Here is a 17,146-nt window from a genome sequence, read left to right as displayed (position 1 = left end):
TATTATGAAAAGAATATATTTATCTATAATATTAGGAGCGTTAACTCTAAATTCATGCCAAACCGAATTAGATACATTCAACGAAAATCCTAATGGACCAACGACGGCCTCAGCGGCGACGCTACTTACAGGTGCTGAAGTAGGAACAATAAATAACTCAACTGGTAATTTATCAAGAACCTTTACAATATTTACGCAGCACACTAATGGAAACCAGCTTCAATCTGCTGAAGCAGGGAGCTACATCATAACGGAGCTAGATAATGAAGGTGATTGGGGTAATATCTATCAAGCTGGTGTTAACGCTAACACAATTATCAAAGATTATGAAGAAACAAGTCCTTACTATGGTGGTATTGCAAGAATAATTGTAGCACTAAATATGGGTTATGCAACAGACGTTTGGGGTGATATTCCTTTTTCTGAAGCGTTTGATGGTGTTAATGGAAATGTTACACCAAAGTATGACACACAAAAAGAAGTAATTGAAAAAATTCAGTCTTATCTTGATACAGCAATTTTAAATTTAGCTAAGCCTGAAAGTGCTAACCTTGCTTTACCAGGAACTGACGATATCTTTTATGGCGGAGATACTGAAAAGTGGACTAAACTTGCTTATGCAATTAAAGCAAGATACGCTTTGAGATTGACAACAAAGGAAGGAAGTACTGTAGCTGCACAAAAAGCTCTTACTTATTTACAAAACTCATTTACAACAAAAAATGATAATTTAGTAGCAACTTTTGACGGAGGAAACAACCAAAACTCATGGTATGCTTTTAATAATCAAAGATCAGGATATATTGGAATGGGTAAATTTTTTGTAGATTTATTGAAAGCCAACTCAGATCCTCGTTTACCATATTATGCTTCAAAAGCCACAGATGGAACATATAAGGGAGCTGCACCTGAGTCACCAGATGGTTCTGGTGTAACATCTCAATTTGGAGATTATTTTGCAGGAACACCAAACACTTCTTTAAATATTGTTACTTTAGCTGAAATAAAATTTATTGAGGCAGAAGCACAATTTAGATTAGGTAACATTGCTGCAGCTCAAACAGCTTTACAAGCAGCAGTAAATGCATCATTAGTAGACGTTACTGGCACAAGTAACCCTGCTTATGCAACAACTGCATCAGCTACAGTTACCCTACAAAATATCATTACACAAAAATACATTGCATTGTTCACTACTTTCGAGCCTTACAATGATTTTAGACGAACAGGGTTTCCTGTTTTAACTCCAAATCAAATCAGTGAATCGAAAAAAATTCCTGCAAGATTACTGACTCCTAAGTCAGAAAGAACATTAAATAGTAACGCAACTGTTGTTTCGGATGTATATGCACCAGTTTGGTGGGCTTCTCCTAATTAATAATAGTAAAAAATAATAAGACCATAACCACTCTGTTCATTCAGAGTGGTTTTTTTTTATATAACATTATACCTATATTTGTCCCATGGAAAAAGAACATCAAATTTTTGGAATTAGAGCCATTATAGAAGCAATTCAAGCAGGTAAAGAAGTTGACAAAGTATTTATACAAAAAGAAATTTCTGGAGAATTAATGAAAGACTTAATGAAAGTGATGAAACGCGCTAACATTAATTTCTCTTATGTGCCAGTTGAAAAATTAAATAGATTAACACCAAATAATCACCAGGGTGCGGTTGCAACCATCTCTCCTATTGGTTTTATAGAATTAGAACATTTAGTTGAATCAACTCTTGCTTCTGGTACAAAACCATTATTTTTAATATTAGATCAGATTTCTGATGCGCGAAATTTTGGAGCGATTATAAGAACAGCAGAATGTACAGGCGTAAACGGAATCATTGTTCAAAAATCAGGATCGGCGCCAGTAAATGGTGATACAGTTAAAACATCTGCAGGAGCAGTATTTAATGTGCCAATTTGTAAAGTTGAACATATTAAGGATGCTATTTTCTATCTTCAGGGATCAGGAATTAAAACGGTTGCAGCAACTGAAAAAACCGACCAAAATATTTATGACATAGCACTAAACGAACCTATAGCTATTATCATGGGATCTGAGGAAAGAGGAATCAACCCTTCGGTACTTAAAATTGTTGATGAAAAAGCAAAATTACCAATGTTTGGATCCATTGGATCTTTAAACGTTTCAGTAGCTTGTGGCGCTTTTTTATATGAAGCTGTTCGCCAAAGAAGTTAAATTGTATTGAGAATAAGATTAAGCATGACAAATAAATCTATCATGAATGTCTTCAAAGCTAACTCATAACATATTCTTATATAAAGCCCTTTGCTTCATTGTAATTATATTAATTGCAAATTCAAGCCATGGGCAAACTACTACTTACGGACAATCCTGGAATGAAATTCAATTTAGCAGAACATTAAATGAGAAATGGTCTGCTGAATTAGATCTCGGCTCATCCTACAGCAGTACGGCAACTTCTTCGAATATCTTTCAGTCAAACATCCAAAAATCGTTTAGAGGCTGGGGACATTATTATTTGTCTCCCCGATGGAAACTTTCGACTTTTGTTGCTTACTACGACAATAAAGATGTGCCGGAAATTGGTCAGTTTAAATCTCCGGAATGGAGATTTGCAATACAGGGAATATACTATTTTCATAAAACGGGATATACTTTAAGCACCCGAATGAGAATGGAATTAAGACATATGCGAAATGAGAAAGACGATTATGAAAACGTTCTTCGTTATCGCCAACAAATAAAATACCTAAAGCCTATCAACAGTAAAATTCTCCGCGAAGGAGTTTTTTATGCTATTGCATCAGATGAATTATTTTTTAAGTCCGGAACAAAAGTAACCGGTCTGAGTTTTTTTGATCGGAATAGATTGAATGTTGGTGCCGGTTATTTATTTACAGATGATATTCAGGTCGAGTTAACTTATGCAAATGAATATTTACCCAGAGACGAACAAAATCAAATTGTAAATGCTGCATCACTAACTATCACATTCAATAATTTATTTAAGAACATCAAAAAAAAATTATCACATCTTCATGATAATCCACAAGCTGAAGATTAAAATTAGTTTTCTTCCTTTTTTAGAAAACATTTCAGCTGTTCCATTATAGCATCCTTATGTAATTTGAAATTATAATCGCGAACAAATTCTGTTCCTTTCATATTAATTTCGGCAACTACCGCTTCAAACTTAGAAAAAGCATCAATATCTTTTTGATCCATTAAATACAGTACCTGCATTATCGAATCATTATTTCTGTATTGCGTGTCATAATGTGTCAGCTTATATTCTTGTTTATTCGATAAGTGAATAATTAAATCATCGTTGATTTTTTTACCTTCTTTTTTAGAAGGAAATGGTGAAGGTTGCAAAGCCACAAAATAATGCTCTTTGTCTGTTACAATATTAATTTTTAATGATTTCGATTTTGTGATATAAAAATCAGCCGGTTCAAAATAATACATCATTGTACCATCTGCCTGTACCCCATTTTTAACTTCGCATTGAGCTTCTATTTTTGAAATGAAAGCGAATGATAAAACAACAATAAGTAAATTTATTTTCCTCATAACACATTGATTGAAATTTAGAATACAAACAAAAGTAGTGTTTTTTAAATCAATCCAATATTACTGAGTTATATTTCATCATCTGATTCTCTTTTAGTTACAGTATAATTAACGGAGAAATTTGAATTATAATAATTCGATAAAACTTCCAGTTCCTCTTCGGGGACTTCTGTATTTACAAAGTTTCCACTTTCGTCAAAATGTTTCATAAATGCATCCTGATCGGGATTGAAATCCGGTTTCTGCCATTCGTAAACAATTGGCTTTGCATATTCGGGCGTTTTGTAAAATAAGGACATTCCAAATCCTGTAATAAAACCAGCCAAATGTCCTTCCCATGAAATTGTTTTATCCACATCAGGAAAAACATACCAAATCATTCCACCATATAATAAAATTACAGATAATGAGAGCGCTACCAAACGATAATATCTGGTTTGAATTCCTTTAAAAAAGATAAAACTCACTAAAACATAAATTAATCCGCTGGCACCAATATGATAATTTTCACGTCCAATAATCCACGTTATTAATCCTGAAAACAAAATACCAAAACCGATTACAGCAAAAGTTTGTTTTGGATAAAAAAATTGCATGGCCGCTAATAATACTAAAAGCGGAATGGAGTTATTATATAGATGGTCTAAGTTTTCATGAATAAAAGGACTAAATAAAACACCTTGTAAACCGGAAATATCACGAGGATAAATACCGTTTTGATAAAAATCAAAGTCAAATCGAATTTGAACCCAATAGATAATCCACAAAAAGAGAACAAAAAAAACTGGAAGACCAATAACGGCATTCGAAAATTTAAAGTGGTTATCATTCATTGTTTTTGGAATAAAGTTATAAAGACAATATCAAAAAACTATCCAATTACAATTTACTGATAATTTGTCAGCTAACGAGAATATTCATGAACACGATTTTAGCCCTGATAGAAGCGGTATCCTTTTTCTGGCTTTTTCAGACAGAAAAAGATATAGCGGATAGCAGGAAATAGCTCCTAATAATAGAGATATAAATTGAAAAATAGTAATTTTACAGAATGGAAGCACCTTTAGCCGAGCGTATTCGCCCACAGCAATTAGAAGACTACATTAGTCAAAGTCATTTGGTTGGACCAAACGGTTCATTAACACAACAAATTTCGAAAGGACTCATTCCTTCTCTAATATTTTGGGGACCTCCGGGAACCGGAAAAACAACTTTAGCCCAGATTATTGCCCAGGAATCTAAACGTCCGTTTTATATATTAAGCGCCATTAATTCAGGAGTTAAGGACATTCGTGACGTAATTGAAAAAGCCAAACAAAGCGGCGGATTGTTTACGGCCAAAAATCCTATTTTATTTATTGATGAGATTCACAGGTTTAGTAAATCGCAACAGGATTCACTTCTTGCTGCTGTTGAAAAAGGCTGGATTACACTTATTGGCGCCACAACAGAGAATCCAAGCTTTGAAGTTATTCCTGCATTATTGTCACGTTGCCAAGTTTATATTTTAAATGCTTTTACAAAAGCAGATCTTGAAGCTTTGCTACATCGTGCAATGATAAAAGACAGCTTTTTAGCATCAAAAAACATCGTATTAAAGGAAACGGAAGCTTTACTGAGACTTTCAGGCGGAGATGGAAGAAAACTGTTGAACATTTTTGAACTCGTTGTAAACGCTTCTTCCGGGGATGAAATAATAATTACAAATGATCGCGTTTTCGAATTGGTACAACAAAATACTGTTTTGTATGACAAAAGTGGTGAACAGCATTATGATATTGTTTCGGCATTTATAAAATCAATTCGCGGCAGTGATCCTAATGGTGCAGTTTATTGGCTGGCAAGAATGATTGAAGGTGGTGAAGATGTTAAATTTATCGCTAGAAGAATGCTTATTTTATCCAGTGAAGACATAGGAAATGCAAACCCTACGGCATTTATAATGGCTAATAATACATTTCAGGCAGTGACAACTATTGGTTATCCTGAAAGCAGAATCATATTAAGCCAATGCGCCATTTATCTGGCAACTTCGCCAAAAAGTAATGCATCGTATATGGCAATTGGAAACGCGCAACAATTGGTAAAACAAACTGGCGATTTGCCTGTTCCTATTCATTTAAGAAACGCTCCAACAAAACTAATGAAGGAATTGGGTTATGGCGACGAGTATAAATATTCACACGACTACGCCAATAATTTTGCAGAGCAGGAATTTTTACCTGATGCCATAAAAGAAACGGTTCTTTATAATCCGGGAAGCAATTCAAGAGAGAACAGCAACCGCGAATTTTTAAAGAACCGTTGGAAAGATAAATATGGTTATTAAAACCTTATTTTATTTTTAGAATTTTACTGAAACTTTTTCCGAAACTAATTGATCATTTTTATAATATTCAAAAAACCATTGATTGTCTTTTGCATTTAGCGATCCCTGAACACCATCTTTTATTGCAATAAATGAATCCGGACGTGATGTTTTTAGCAACTTCATTACCACTTTAGGCGTTTTGTCAATTAACTGATATCCGTTTTCTGTAGGCTGAGCATACAATAAATTAGGATCTTTCATATCTGCAACCGGAGCAGCAACTGCTGTTGTTGTTACAACCTGAGCCTGAGGAGTTAATGGAGCTGCAACAGTTGATGATTTTGCAGTGCCTAAAGCTTTACCATTGTATTTATAATGCAATGCATTTACGGAAACAAATGCTAAATCAAGACTTTCTCTATAAGCAGTTTCATAATCTTTTTCTTTGCTTTTTCCTATGTCCGAAGTATAGATTACTTTACCATAGCAATCTTTAAATTCTATAAAAAGTTTAGTGATTAAAAAACCATTGTCTTTTTTTACGTCAACATATAAAAGATCACAACGATCTCCAAAACCTGCAGGAAGTTCTTCATTACCATAAAAAGCCTGAAATCCGGCTTTGTTTAAATTCGCTTTTGTCATTGTAGACATTCTGTATTGGTTTTCTGATTTCAGAAAATCGTATTTTAACGGTACAATTACACCTTTGTAATCATTAACTGTTTGCGAAAATCCAACAACTGAAATAAGAAGCGCAATCAACAAAAATTTAATTCTCATAATTATAAATATTTTTTAAGTTCTAATAAATGGTTTACCTGTTTTATATTTTCCGGAGCTTGAATTTTTTTATCATTAAAAAAAATAGCATCCAATCCGGCATTCAAAGCGCCGTTGACATCTGCATCAAGGCAATCACCAATCATAATGCAAGTGTTTTTTTGAGCTTTGGCAACATTTACGGCATAATCAAAGATAATACTATTTGGCTTTTTTACGCCAGCGAGTTCAGAATTTGTTATGGTACTAAAATAACCGGATAACAGGGCATTATTAATTTTCTTGTCCTGAACGTTTGCAAAACCATTTGTGATGATATGCAATTTATATTTTGGTTTTAAATATTCTAAAACTTCAATTGCACCATCAAAAAGGTGATTATTCTCGGTTAAAAACTCGATATAATCGTTTGCAATTTCATTTATATTTTCATCTGAAATTGCAAAATTTAACGCATCAAATGAAAACTTTAATCTGTTGTAGCGTAACTCGACGTGAGTAATTTTGTCGTGTTGATACAACTTCCAGCATTCCTGATTTATTGGAACATAATGGGTTATAAAATCCTGTATTTTGATTTCAGGAAATCTGCTTTTAAAAATTCTGTCAAAAGCCATTTCTGAGTTTTTATCAAAATCCCAAAGCGTGTGATCTAAATCAAAAAAAACATCGGTAATTGTGGTATTCATAAGTTAAAAAATTCCTTCATCTACAAAACTATAATATTTTGTTTCAGTTATAATCAAATGATCTAAAACTTTAACATCTAAACTATCTCCTGCAGTTTTTATTTTTTTTGTAATTTGTTTGTCTGCATCACTTGGTTTCAAATTACCTGACGGATGATTGTGACACAAAATCAAGCTTGTAGCACTACATTCGAATGCTAATTTAAAAACAAGACGCACATCGACAATCGTGCCCGTAATTCCCCCTTTGCTTAATTGAGATTTCGAAATTACTTTGTTAGAATTATTCAGAAAAAGCACCCAAAATTCTTCATGCAACAATTCCCCAATAATCGGCTGCATAATATCAAAAACTATTTTGCTAGAGGTAATCATTTCCATTTTAGCAGCGTCTTCTGACCTTCTCCTACGCCCTAATTCTAAAGCCGCAACAATTGCAACAGCCTTTGCCTCTCCTATTCCTTTAAATTTAGTTAATTGTACAATAGACATTTTCCCTAAAGCATTCAAGTTTTTTGCATGGATCAAAATTCTGTTACTAAGAGCTACTGATGTCTCATTTCGGCTTCCGGAACCAATTAAAATAGCAATCAGTTCAGCATTAGTCAAGGACTCCTTGCCTTTTTGCATTAATTTTTCGCGAGGACGGTCTTCTTCTGACCATTTAGAAATTGGATAATAAGGAGTATCCATTATTGTACAGCATTAATTGTTTTGCTCATGCAAATACTATTCGTCAAACCTACATAAGGTTCATAATTATCAATAATTTCGAATCCCACTTTTTGATATAGACTTATGGCTTCAATTTGTTTGTACAATGTTTCTAAAATCATAGATTGAAAACCATGATTTTGTGCCTCTATTTCAAGTTCTTTTATTATAAGTTGAGCCAATCCCAAACCTCTTGCTTCCGGCAAAACAAACATGCGTTTTAATTCGACCGTACTTTCATTATATTTTTTAAAACATCCACTTGCAACTGGTTTTTCGTTTAAATATATCAGAATTACATTTGGGTTAAATTCAATTAAATTATTTCCCCAATATTCTGTTTTAAGCTCCGGATAACGTTCCCATAAAAAAGTATCGAATATCTTTATTAACGATACAAAATCAGGATTTTCGCTTGTTGTTTTTACAACTTTTATTTTTAAATTCATTTTGCTATATCTAAAAGGCTAATATATTTAAAAATAAGAAAAATCACTCATTTAGTTCTTATTATTTTATAATTAATTTTAAAAAGCGAAAAGACTATCAACCAATCTTATATCTTTATCTAAATGAAATCTATACATAAAATAGCAATCTTCTTTTTACTTATTTCTTGTAACCAAAAAGATAAAGAGAAGTTTTTTACCGAAAGCACTGCTTTAAAAACAAACACTTTTGCAGAAAAGCTTTCAAATGCTGCTATTTCTATAATTGATCCCTCGATAGATTATGATCCGGCTTATTTTTCTATCGAATATCCAAACGGTGATGTACCAAAAACTAAAGGCGTTTGCACAGATGTAATTATTCGATCTTATCGAAAATTAGGTATCGATTTACAAAAAGAAGTTCATGAAGATATGCTTAAACATTTTTCAGAATATCATAATTTTGAAAAATGGGGAATGACAAAAACCGATACAAATATCGATCACAGAAGAGTACCAAATCTTGAAATTTTTTTTGAAAGAAAAGGAGAAAAACTAAAAATAACTAAAAACCCAAACGATTACAAAACTGGAGAAATTGTAACCTGGATGATTAACGATAAACTCCCGCATATTGGAATTGTAACTCACAAAAAATCATCAGATGGAAAACGAAATCTAATCGTACACAATGTTGGTAACGGACAAGTTTTGCAAGATTGTTTATTCGATTATAAAATTACGGGACATTATAGATATTGGGAATAAAATTAAATAAATTCCAAATTTTAAAAACCCAAATTCCAATTGAAACTTTAAGATAAAATTAAAAAAATGCCAATTACAAAACTGCAATTGGCACATTATCTTGATTCTTAAATTATCTTATGTACTAATTAATTAAACCTTTTACTTCATCAAAGTTTAATCCTCCGTAATTTCCTGAACTCATTAATAGTAATGCAGAATTGTCAAGGTTCAAATTGAATAAATATTCCTTAAATTCAGTTGGATTGGTGTAAATTATTAAATCTTTACGATTAAAAGCCGTAGCAATTTGCTCGTAAGTAACTTCCTCTAATTGTTTAATTTTTACAGCATCCGGCGAATAAAACACAACGGCAACATCTGCATATTCAAGCGCTCCTTCATATTCTTTCAGGAATTCAGCATTTAAACTGCTATAAGTGTGTAATTCTAAGCAAGCTACTAAAGTTCTGTTTGGATATTGTTCTTTCACCGCTTTTGTAGTTGCAGCCACTTTACTTGGGGAATGTGCAAAATCTTTGTAGGCCACTTTTCCTTTTCCTTCAGCAATTTTCTCTAATCGTTTAGATGCGCCTTTAAAACTGGCAATTGCTTCGTAAAAATCGGCTTCGTCAACGCCCATGTTTTGGCAAATCCATTTTGCGCCGGCTAAATTATTTAAATTATGCGCCCCAAAAACTTCAATTGGCATATCGCCTTCCGGAGTTTCTAATAAAGTTATGCCATCGCTTACGCTATATTTAGGAGTAGAATATGCCAGTTTACGAATTGGGTTTGTCGCAGCTTCCGCAACACGTTTTACTTCTGCATCATCTTCGTTGTAAACTAAGATTCCGCCATTTGTAATTTTAGCAATGAAAATCTCAAATTGCTCCACGTAATTTTCATAAGTTGGAAACACATTGATATGATCCCACGCAATACCTGAAATTAACGCAATATTAGGCTGATATAAATGAAATTTAGGACGTCTGTCTATCGGTGAAGATAAATATTCATCACCTTCAAGAACCATAAAATCATTATCTTCAGTAAGGTGCACCATTGTATCAAAACCTTCTAATTGTGCGCCAACCATATAATCAACTTCAATATTATGATAATGCATAACGTGCAAAATCATCGAAGTAATGGTTGTTTTTCCATGAGAACCTCCAATTACAACACGTGTTTTGTTTTTAGATTGCTCGTATAAAAATTCCGGATATGAATAAATGGTCAAACCCAATTCCTGCGCTTTCAGCAATTCAGGATTATCTGCTTTTGCATGCATTCCCAGAATTATGGCATCAATATCAGCGGTAATTTTTTCAGGAAACCAACCTAATTCAGCCGGTAAAATTCCCTTTTTTTCTAATCTTGATTTTGATGGCTCAAAAATAGCATCATCACTACCTGTTACCTGATATCCTTTATTATGTAATGCTAATGCTAAGTTGTGCATTGCACTTCCGCCTATGGCGATGAAATGTGTTTTCATTTAAAATTCCAATTTTTAAGTTCCAAATTCCAATTTTTGTCGGAATTCAATTTTGAAGCCCTTTATTAAGCTTCAAACTTTCTTTTCAATTCTTGTGCCTTTTTAGCTTCTTTTAATTTGTTCAAATATAAATTATATAATTTTTGAAATGTAATTTTTGATTTACCAATTTCGTTTGCTTTCATATAATTTTTTTCTGCCAATGCATATCTTTTAAAATATTCGTCAATTCTCCCTTTTGACAAATAACCATCAACGGGTGAAAATTGTGCTAATTCATTTGAATATGAAAGTGCTTTCGACTCACTTCCGCCTAAAATCCCAGGCAATAACAAATATAATTCTATCAATGCCCATCTTGCCTGGATGTGTTTTGGATTTAAAGCAATTGCTTTTTCAAATGCTTGTTTCATATCATCAACCATTCCAAAAGCTTTAAACTTATTTACTTCCATCGCCCTCATTCCCAAACAACCGCCATATTTATAAAAATATTCAGCTTCGGTAGGTTTTAATTCTTTTAGCTTTTTAAAATATTCAGCTCCTTTTACCCACGATTTATGAATGGCAGCAATTTCTCCTAAATATTCAATTGTTTTTATGTCCGAAGGTTTTGTTTTTAAAACATTTTCAAAAACAACTTTAGCTTCATCATACTTTTTTGCATGAAATAATTTTTCGCCTTTTTCAAAATTCGATTGTGCCCAAATACAAATTGGAACAAATAAAAACAGAAACAGCAGTTTTTTCATATCTCAAAAATAAGAATTAAAAACAAGAAACCCGACAGATTTTAAAACCTGTCGGGTTAAACTATAAGTACAAATTGAATTATTTTACAATAGTCAATTCATCAATGATATTTTTAGCTCCTGCATATTTGTCAATAATCCAAAGTACGTAACGAATATCCACGTTAATTGTTCTTTGTAATTTAGGATCAAAAATAACATCTCCCGCCATAGCTTCGATATTTCCATCAAAAGCAATACCTATTAATTCTCCTTTTCCGTTAAGAACCGGTGAACCTGAATTCCCTCCTGTAATATCATTATCAGTTAAGAAATTTATTGGCATATAACCGTCCTTATCTGCATACTGACCATAATCCTTAGCTTTGTTTAACTCTAATAAACGAGCTGGTAAATCAAATTCCTGATCTCCTGCTTTATATTTTTTCACCATACTTTCCATGGTTGTATAGTTGTTTATTTTAGCATCGTTACGTGTATCAGCAGGCAAAGCGCGAACTTTTCCGTAAGAAAGTCTCAACGTTGAGTTTGCATCCGGATATTTGATCGTATTTAATTTTGACTCTCTTAAACCTTCTACTAATTCACGGTAAGCAGTTGCAAAACCATCATCAGATTTCAATTGATCATCTGTTTTAAAACGATATTTTGTCGTTAAATCATTTGAGATAATATACAAAGGATCATGAACAATTGCCAATGGTTTTGGGTCAGCCATAAATGCTAACACTTTTTCTTTTGTCGTAAAATAACTTGTTTCAGTTGCTTTTGTAACATCCGCAGTAAAATCACCATTATTTGCTGATTTCATTTTAGCAATTTGTGTAGCTAAACCATATTCAGCTCCTTTTGCAGCGTATAAATTCAATTGTGCTGTAAGAACATCTTTTTCAAGCGGCGCATAAAATTCACCGTAAATATTATCAATTAATGCATTGATCTTAGGTAACATTTCTGCTTTTTTAGCATCATTTTCTTTGTAGTAAGCAATTAATGCATTTCCTAAATTTGCTGTTCCTGACGCATATGCCGAAGTACGCAAAAGCTGGCTTAAGTAATTATCGTGAGTTGCTTTTAAATTCGTCGATCTGTAATAATCATTAATAGTAGGAATTACATTTTCATACTTCTCTTTATTAGCCGGTTTATTTGCCCATTCATAGAATTTGTCTTCCTGTTCTGCTTTAACATCAACCGTTCCTGCTTTTGTTAAAGCATCAATCATTCCCTGACGGTTTTTCCAGTAATTTGCTGTCGAAGCATATTTAGATGCATATTGCAAACGAACTGTTGCATCTTTATCCATATACTTTTTCATTACATCCATTCCGGTTTTAGCACCTTCAACCCACGCAGGATAAGCATATTTTATGTTTTGCTCAATTCCTCCAGCCGGCATCCAACGGTTTGTTCTTCCAGGATATCCTAAAATCATCGCAAAATCATTTTCTTTTACTCCTTTAATACTTACAGGCAAGTAATGTTTAGGCTGTAAAGGCACATTATCTTTAGAATATGTTGCAGGATTTCCTGCTTTATCTGCGTAAACTCTAAACATAGAAAAATCTCCTGTTTGACGAGGCCACTCCCAGTTATCTGTATCTCCACCAAATTTACCAACACTTTCTGGTGGCGTTCCTACTAAACGAACGTCTGTATAATCCTGATAAACGAAATAATAATATTCATTTCCCTGAAAGAAAGGACGAACAGAAACGGTGTATTTTCCACCTTCGTTATTTTCTTTTTCAATCAAATTGATTTCTTGCTGAATAACTGCATTTCTTTCTGTTTCAGTCATTGTATCATTTACTTTTGATAAAATTCTTTTAGAAACATCGTCCATACGAACAAAGAAACGTACATATAATGATTTTGGTTTCATTTCGGCAGTTCTTTCTTTTGCCCAAAAACCATCTTTTAAATAATTTTTTTCGGCTGTAGAAAGTTCTGCAATTGCATTGTATCCACAGTGGTGATTCGTTAAAACCAATCCGTCTTTTGAAACGATTTCAGCAGTACAACCTCCGTTAAATTGTACAATTGCATCTTTTAAACTATGATGGTTAATACTGTAAATTTCTTCGGCTGTTAATTGCAAGCCCATTTTTTCCATATCTCTATGGTTTAATCTTTCGATAAACATCAAGAACCACATTCCTTCATCAGCTTTTACAGGAAAAGCCATCAGGCACATGGTCAAGAATAAAACTACTTTTTTCATGTTATTTTGTTTAAGTGACGCGAATATAATTCATTTTCGCAACAACAAACAACTCAAATCATCAAAACCAAAAGATACATAACTAATTTTAATACAATTTTACGAAATTCATAATTTCTAATAGAACAGATAGTAAGTATCTGCGCAATTTCTTACTTTATAAAACTCTTAAAATTAAAAATAAAACTAAATATTCTTACTAATAAAGTGGTTAAATTGTAAAAATAAACTTTCATGAATTAATTTTTAAAATAAATCATTTCTTACAAAATAAATTATATATGTTTGTCCTAACTATTTAATTTAAAGAAATGAAAAAATTATTACTAGGTGTAATATTGCTGGTAGCAACTATTACAAATGCTCAAAAAGGGTCGATATTATTAGGTGGAAATGTGGGATTTGCTTCAGAAAAAATTGGAGATTCGAAATCGACTAGTTTTGAATTTTCTCCAAAAGTAGGTTACCAATTCTCAGACAACTGGACAGCTGGAGTTGAAGGAGCTATTGGTACAATAGATGTAAAGGGATTTGAAAAAACTGAAAATTATAAAATTGGAGGTTTTGTACGTTATTCAACGCCACTTTCTGAAACATTTGCCTTTTACACAGATTTAGGAGCGGGTTATCAAAACACTTCTCTAAACAATGCAAAAGGAATGTATGTAAATCTTACTCCGGCACTATTCATTAATATGAAACGAGGATTTGGTCTAAACTTTTCTATTGGCGGAATCAACTACGATAATCTTGATGGAAAAAATGATCCGAGACAAGAACGTATTGGCTTTGATTTTGGAAAAACATTCAACATTGGAGTTTCTAAAAATTTCGGACTATAATCTTTAGTTCTAACTAAAATTAAATCTGGAATAATTTGTTTTTTTTTCGTATAAAAACAAAAACCCGACAATTTAAAAATTGTCGGGTTTTCTATCATGAAATATTGTTTTCTTAATCGTTCAACATTTTCCAAAGTTTATCTTTCAGATCAGTTAATCCTTGTTGGGCAACTGATGAAATAAACATATATGGAATATCCTTGAAGGCAACATCAAGTTCTACTTTTAATTCAGCTTTAAGTTCATCATCAAGCATATCACATTTAGAGATGACTAATAAACGTTCTTTATCCAGCATTTCAGGATTGTATTTTGTTAACTCGTTAACTAAAATATCATATTCTCCTTTAATGTCCGGAGTATCAACAGGAACTAAAAACAATAATGTGGAGTTACGTTCAATATGACGCAGGAAATAATGTCCAAGACCTTTTCCTTCTGCGGCACCTTCAATTATCCCCGGAATATCTGCAATTACAAATGATTGGAAATCTCTGTAAGCAACAATTCCTAAGTTGGGTTTTAAGGTTGTAAAAGGATAATCAGCAATTTTTGGTTTTGCCGAAGTCAATACGGAAAGCAAAGTTGATTTCCCAGCATTAGGAAAACCTACTAAACCAACATCTGCCAAAACTTTCAATTCCAAAATAACATCCATTTCTACTCCTGGCAAACCTGGTTGTGCGTATCTTGGTGTTTGATTGGTTGAACTTCTAAAATGCCAGTTTCCTAATCCGCCTTTTCCTCCTCTTGAAAGAATTTGTTTTTCACCATCTTCGGTAATTTCGAATAAGGTTTCTCCGGTCTCTTTGTCTTTTACAACAGTTCCTAAAGGCACTTCGATAAATTTATCATCTCCATCAGCTCCTGTACTACGATCTCCACCTCCGTCACCACCGTGACCTGCTTTAATATGTCGTGCAAACTTTAAATGAAACAGTGTCCAAAGTCCTTTATTTCCAACTAAATATACGTGTCCACCTCGACCACCATCACCTCCGTCCGGGCCTCCTTTTTCAATAAATTTCTCTCTATGTAAATGTGTAGATCCTTTTCCTCCCTTTCCGGAAGAAACATATATCTTAACATAATCTACAAAATTTCCTTCTGTCATTTTCTTTTTTGTTTATGTATAGTTTAAAGTTTAAAGTTTCAGGTTTCAAAGTTCGCGCAACGCACTTAACCTGAAACCTGAAACATAATAAAACCTGAAACAAATTTTTATTCTCAGTCGCAGTCTTAGTTTTCAGCACAAAATGCGACTAAAAAACTGAGACTAAAAACTATTTATTTTTACTCTTTGAGCGCTTTTACAAGCACTTTATCAATCTTTACGCCATCCATATCGATGACTTCTAACACAAATTTTTGCCAGATTAATTTTTCACCTTCTTTCGGGATATGAGAAAGTTCAGTCATAATCATTCCGCTTACTGTATTCACTTCATAATCATTTGTCAGTTCATCTAACTCAAAATAAGTTAGGAAATCGTGTAATGAATAATGTCCGTCAACAAGCCACGTACCATCTTCTCTCTCTACTAATTTAAATTCATCTTTATAAAAATCAGATGCATCACCAACTAATGCTTCGAGAATATCATTTAAGGTAATAATTCCTTGAAAAACCCCATATTCATCAGATACTAATGCATAATGAATGCCTGTTTTCTTGAAATTTTCAAGTGCTTTGTAAGCTGTTGTCTGCTCCATTAAATAAGGAGCTTCTATCATTATTGCGCCCAGATCAAAATGATCACTTTCGATGTTTGCAAATATATTTTTCAGGGTTACGATTCCAACTATATCATCGTAATTGTCTCTGTAAACCGGATAAACGGTATGCAAATCCATTAAAACAAGTTCCTTTATTTTAGCTTTATCAGCATTAAAAGGCAACATGTCTACAGATTTACGGTGAGTCATTAATGAATTAACTTTTCTATCACCAATATGAAAAACACGCTCCACGATATCCTGTTCAATTTCCTGAACTTCTCCGCCTTCGGTTCCTTCTTTAATGATTGCTTTAATTTCTTCTTCGGTAACTTTACCATCAGCAGAAGGTTTTATTTGCAAAACATTCAATAAAAAATCTGTTGATGTTGTAAGCAGCCAAATAAATGGCGCGGTGATAATCGAAACAACTTTCATTGGTAAAGCAACCGCTTTTGCAATGGCTTCCGGATAATTTAAACCAATTCGTTTAGGCAATAATTCTCCTAAAACTAAGGAAAAGAATGTTAGAATTACAACTACAATCCCAACTGCAACTGAATGTGCATAAGGTTTTAAAACTGCAAATCCGCTAACAAATATTTCTACATCTACCGTAATTTTATCACCACTATAAATACCTGTCAAAATTCCAATTAAGGTAATTCCGATTTGTACTGTTGATAAAAACTTGTTTGGTGAATTAGCTAGGTCCAGCGCAATTTTTGCACTTTTATTTCCTTTTTTTGCAGCAGTTTCAAGTCTGTTTTTTCTTGCTGAAATAAGGGCAATTTCAGACATGGAGAAAACTCCATTTAAAAGTATTAGAAAAAATATTATTAGTATTTCCATTTTTAAGTTAAAAGTTAAATGTTAAAA

Annotated in this window: 17 protein-coding genes; 6 read left to right on the top strand and 11 right to left on the bottom strand. The window is 32.9% G+C overall.

The features are described from left to right. Nucleotides 1-4: 4 nt before the first annotated feature. The 3 genes from ACHRVX_RS16700 (at nucleotide 5) to ACHRVX_RS16690 (ending at nucleotide 3,048) form a co-directional block, all read left to right on the top strand. Nucleotides 5-1,378, top strand: coding sequence for a SusD/RagB family nutrient-binding outer membrane lipoprotein (locus tag ACHRVX_RS16700; protein WP_395334232.1), 1,374 nt, complete (start codon nucleotides 5-7; stop codon nucleotides 1,376-1,378). Between the two features lie 85 nt (nucleotides 1,379-1,463). Then, complete coding sequence (gene rlmB / locus ACHRVX_RS16695; protein WP_395334230.1) at nucleotides 1,464-2,198, top strand: 23S rRNA (guanosine(2251)-2'-O)-methyltransferase RlmB; 735 nt, start codon at nucleotides 1,464-1,466, stop codon at nucleotides 2,196-2,198. Between the two features lie 46 nt (nucleotides 2,199-2,244). Beyond that, nucleotides 2,245-3,048, top strand: a complete 804-nt coding sequence (locus ACHRVX_RS16690) for a DUF2490 domain-containing protein (RefSeq protein ID WP_395334228.1) — start codon at nucleotides 2,245-2,247, stop codon at nucleotides 3,046-3,048. Nucleotides 3,049-3,050: 2 nt separating this feature from the next. Here ACHRVX_RS16690 and ACHRVX_RS16685 read toward each other — a convergent pair whose 3' ends face one another. Both ACHRVX_RS16685 and ACHRVX_RS16680 read right to left on the bottom strand, forming a co-directional pair. Further along, nucleotides 3,051-3,557 carry a hypothetical protein gene (locus tag ACHRVX_RS16685; protein ID WP_395334226.1) on the bottom strand — a complete coding sequence of 169 codons (507 nt, stop codon included), beginning with the start codon at nucleotides 3,555-3,557 and terminating at the stop codon, nucleotides 3,051-3,053. Nucleotides 3,558-3,625: 68 nt separating this feature from the next. Then, nucleotides 3,626-4,390 (bottom strand): rhomboid family intramembrane serine protease, encoded by a 765-nt coding sequence (locus ACHRVX_RS16680; protein ID WP_395334224.1) that lies wholly within the window; start codon nucleotides 4,388-4,390, stop codon nucleotides 3,626-3,628. 218 nt (nucleotides 4,391-4,608) lie between these two features. Between ACHRVX_RS16680 and ACHRVX_RS16675 the strand changes: the two genes are divergently transcribed. Further along, nucleotides 4,609-5,886, top strand: a complete 1,278-nt coding sequence (locus tag ACHRVX_RS16675) for a replication-associated recombination protein A (protein WP_395334221.1) — start codon at nucleotides 4,609-4,611, stop codon at nucleotides 5,884-5,886. Nucleotides 5,887-5,901: 15 nt separating this feature from the next. Here the strand turns inward: ACHRVX_RS16675 and ACHRVX_RS16670 are convergent, their stop codons facing one another. Genes ACHRVX_RS16670 through ACHRVX_RS16655 form a run of 4 tightly spaced genes read right to left on the bottom strand, consistent with a single transcriptional unit; the run spans nucleotide 5,902 to nucleotide 8,503 of the window. Next, nucleotides 5,902-6,651, bottom strand: a complete 750-nt coding sequence (locus ACHRVX_RS16670; RefSeq protein ID WP_395334218.1) for a hypothetical protein — start codon at nucleotides 6,649-6,651, stop codon at nucleotides 5,902-5,904. A gap of 2 nt (nucleotides 6,652-6,653) precedes the next feature. Next, nucleotides 6,654-7,340, bottom strand: a complete 687-nt coding sequence (locus ACHRVX_RS16665; protein ID WP_395334216.1) for a YjjG family noncanonical pyrimidine nucleotidase — start codon at nucleotides 7,338-7,340, stop codon at nucleotides 6,654-6,656. Nucleotides 7,341-7,343: 3 nt separating this feature from the next. Then, nucleotides 7,344-8,033, bottom strand: a complete 690-nt coding sequence (radC, locus tag ACHRVX_RS16660) for a DNA repair protein RadC (protein WP_395334214.1) — start codon at nucleotides 8,031-8,033, stop codon at nucleotides 7,344-7,346. After that, complete coding sequence (locus tag ACHRVX_RS16655; protein WP_395334212.1) at nucleotides 8,033-8,503, bottom strand: GNAT family N-acetyltransferase; 471 nt, start codon at nucleotides 8,501-8,503, stop codon at nucleotides 8,033-8,035. Before ACHRVX_RS16655 ends, radC begins: the two co-directional genes overlap by 1 nt. Nucleotides 8,504-8,626: 123 nt before the next feature. Between ACHRVX_RS16655 and ACHRVX_RS16650 the strand changes: the two genes are divergently transcribed. Continuing rightward, nucleotides 8,627-9,253: a DUF1287 domain-containing protein gene (locus ACHRVX_RS16650; RefSeq protein WP_395334210.1), complete on the top strand. Its 627-nt coding sequence runs from the start codon at nucleotides 8,627-8,629 to the stop codon at nucleotides 9,251-9,253. 124 nt (nucleotides 9,254-9,377) lie between these two features. Here the strand turns inward: ACHRVX_RS16650 and murC are convergent, their stop codons facing one another. The 3 genes from murC to ACHRVX_RS16635 form a co-directional block, all read right to left on the bottom strand. Next, on the bottom strand, nucleotides 9,378-10,733 hold the full coding sequence (murC, locus tag ACHRVX_RS16645) for a UDP-N-acetylmuramate--L-alanine ligase (RefSeq protein ID WP_395334208.1): 1,356 nt from the start codon (nucleotides 10,731-10,733) through the stop codon (nucleotides 9,378-9,380). Between the two features lie 65 nt (nucleotides 10,734-10,798). After that, entirely contained in the window at nucleotides 10,799-11,485 is a 687-nt protein-coding gene (locus tag ACHRVX_RS16640; protein ID WP_395334206.1) for a tetratricopeptide repeat protein, read from the bottom strand. A 79-nt stretch (nucleotides 11,486-11,564) separates the two neighbouring features. Further along, nucleotides 11,565-13,709, bottom strand: coding sequence for a S46 family peptidase (locus tag ACHRVX_RS16635; RefSeq protein ID WP_395334204.1), 2,145 nt, complete (start codon nucleotides 13,707-13,709; stop codon nucleotides 11,565-11,567). 311 nt (nucleotides 13,710-14,020) lie between these two features. Between ACHRVX_RS16635 and ACHRVX_RS16630 the strand changes: the two genes are divergently transcribed. Continuing rightward, a complete protein-coding gene (locus ACHRVX_RS16630; protein ID WP_395334202.1) occupies nucleotides 14,021-14,551 on the top strand; it encodes a porin family protein in 531 nt (176 codons plus the stop codon). Between the two features lie 112 nt (nucleotides 14,552-14,663). Here ACHRVX_RS16630 and obgE read toward each other — a convergent pair whose 3' ends face one another. Both obgE and ACHRVX_RS16620 read right to left on the bottom strand, forming a co-directional pair. After that, nucleotides 14,664-15,665 carry a GTPase ObgE gene (gene obgE / locus ACHRVX_RS16625; protein WP_395334200.1) on the bottom strand — a complete coding sequence of 334 codons (1,002 nt, stop codon included), beginning with the start codon at nucleotides 15,663-15,665 and terminating at the stop codon, nucleotides 14,664-14,666. A 179-nt stretch (nucleotides 15,666-15,844) separates the two neighbouring features. Beyond that, a complete protein-coding gene (locus ACHRVX_RS16620) occupies nucleotides 15,845-17,119 on the bottom strand; it encodes a hemolysin family protein (RefSeq protein WP_395334197.1) in 1,275 nt (424 codons plus the stop codon). Between the last annotated feature and the right edge of the window lie 27 nt (nucleotides 17,120-17,146).

The sequence above is a fragment of the Flavobacterium sp. FlaQc-47 genome (assembly GCF_044006475.1).
Lineage (GTDB): Bacteria > Bacteroidota > Bacteroidia > Flavobacteriales > Flavobacteriaceae > Flavobacterium.
This window is presented reverse-complemented; position numbering and strand designations above follow the sequence as displayed.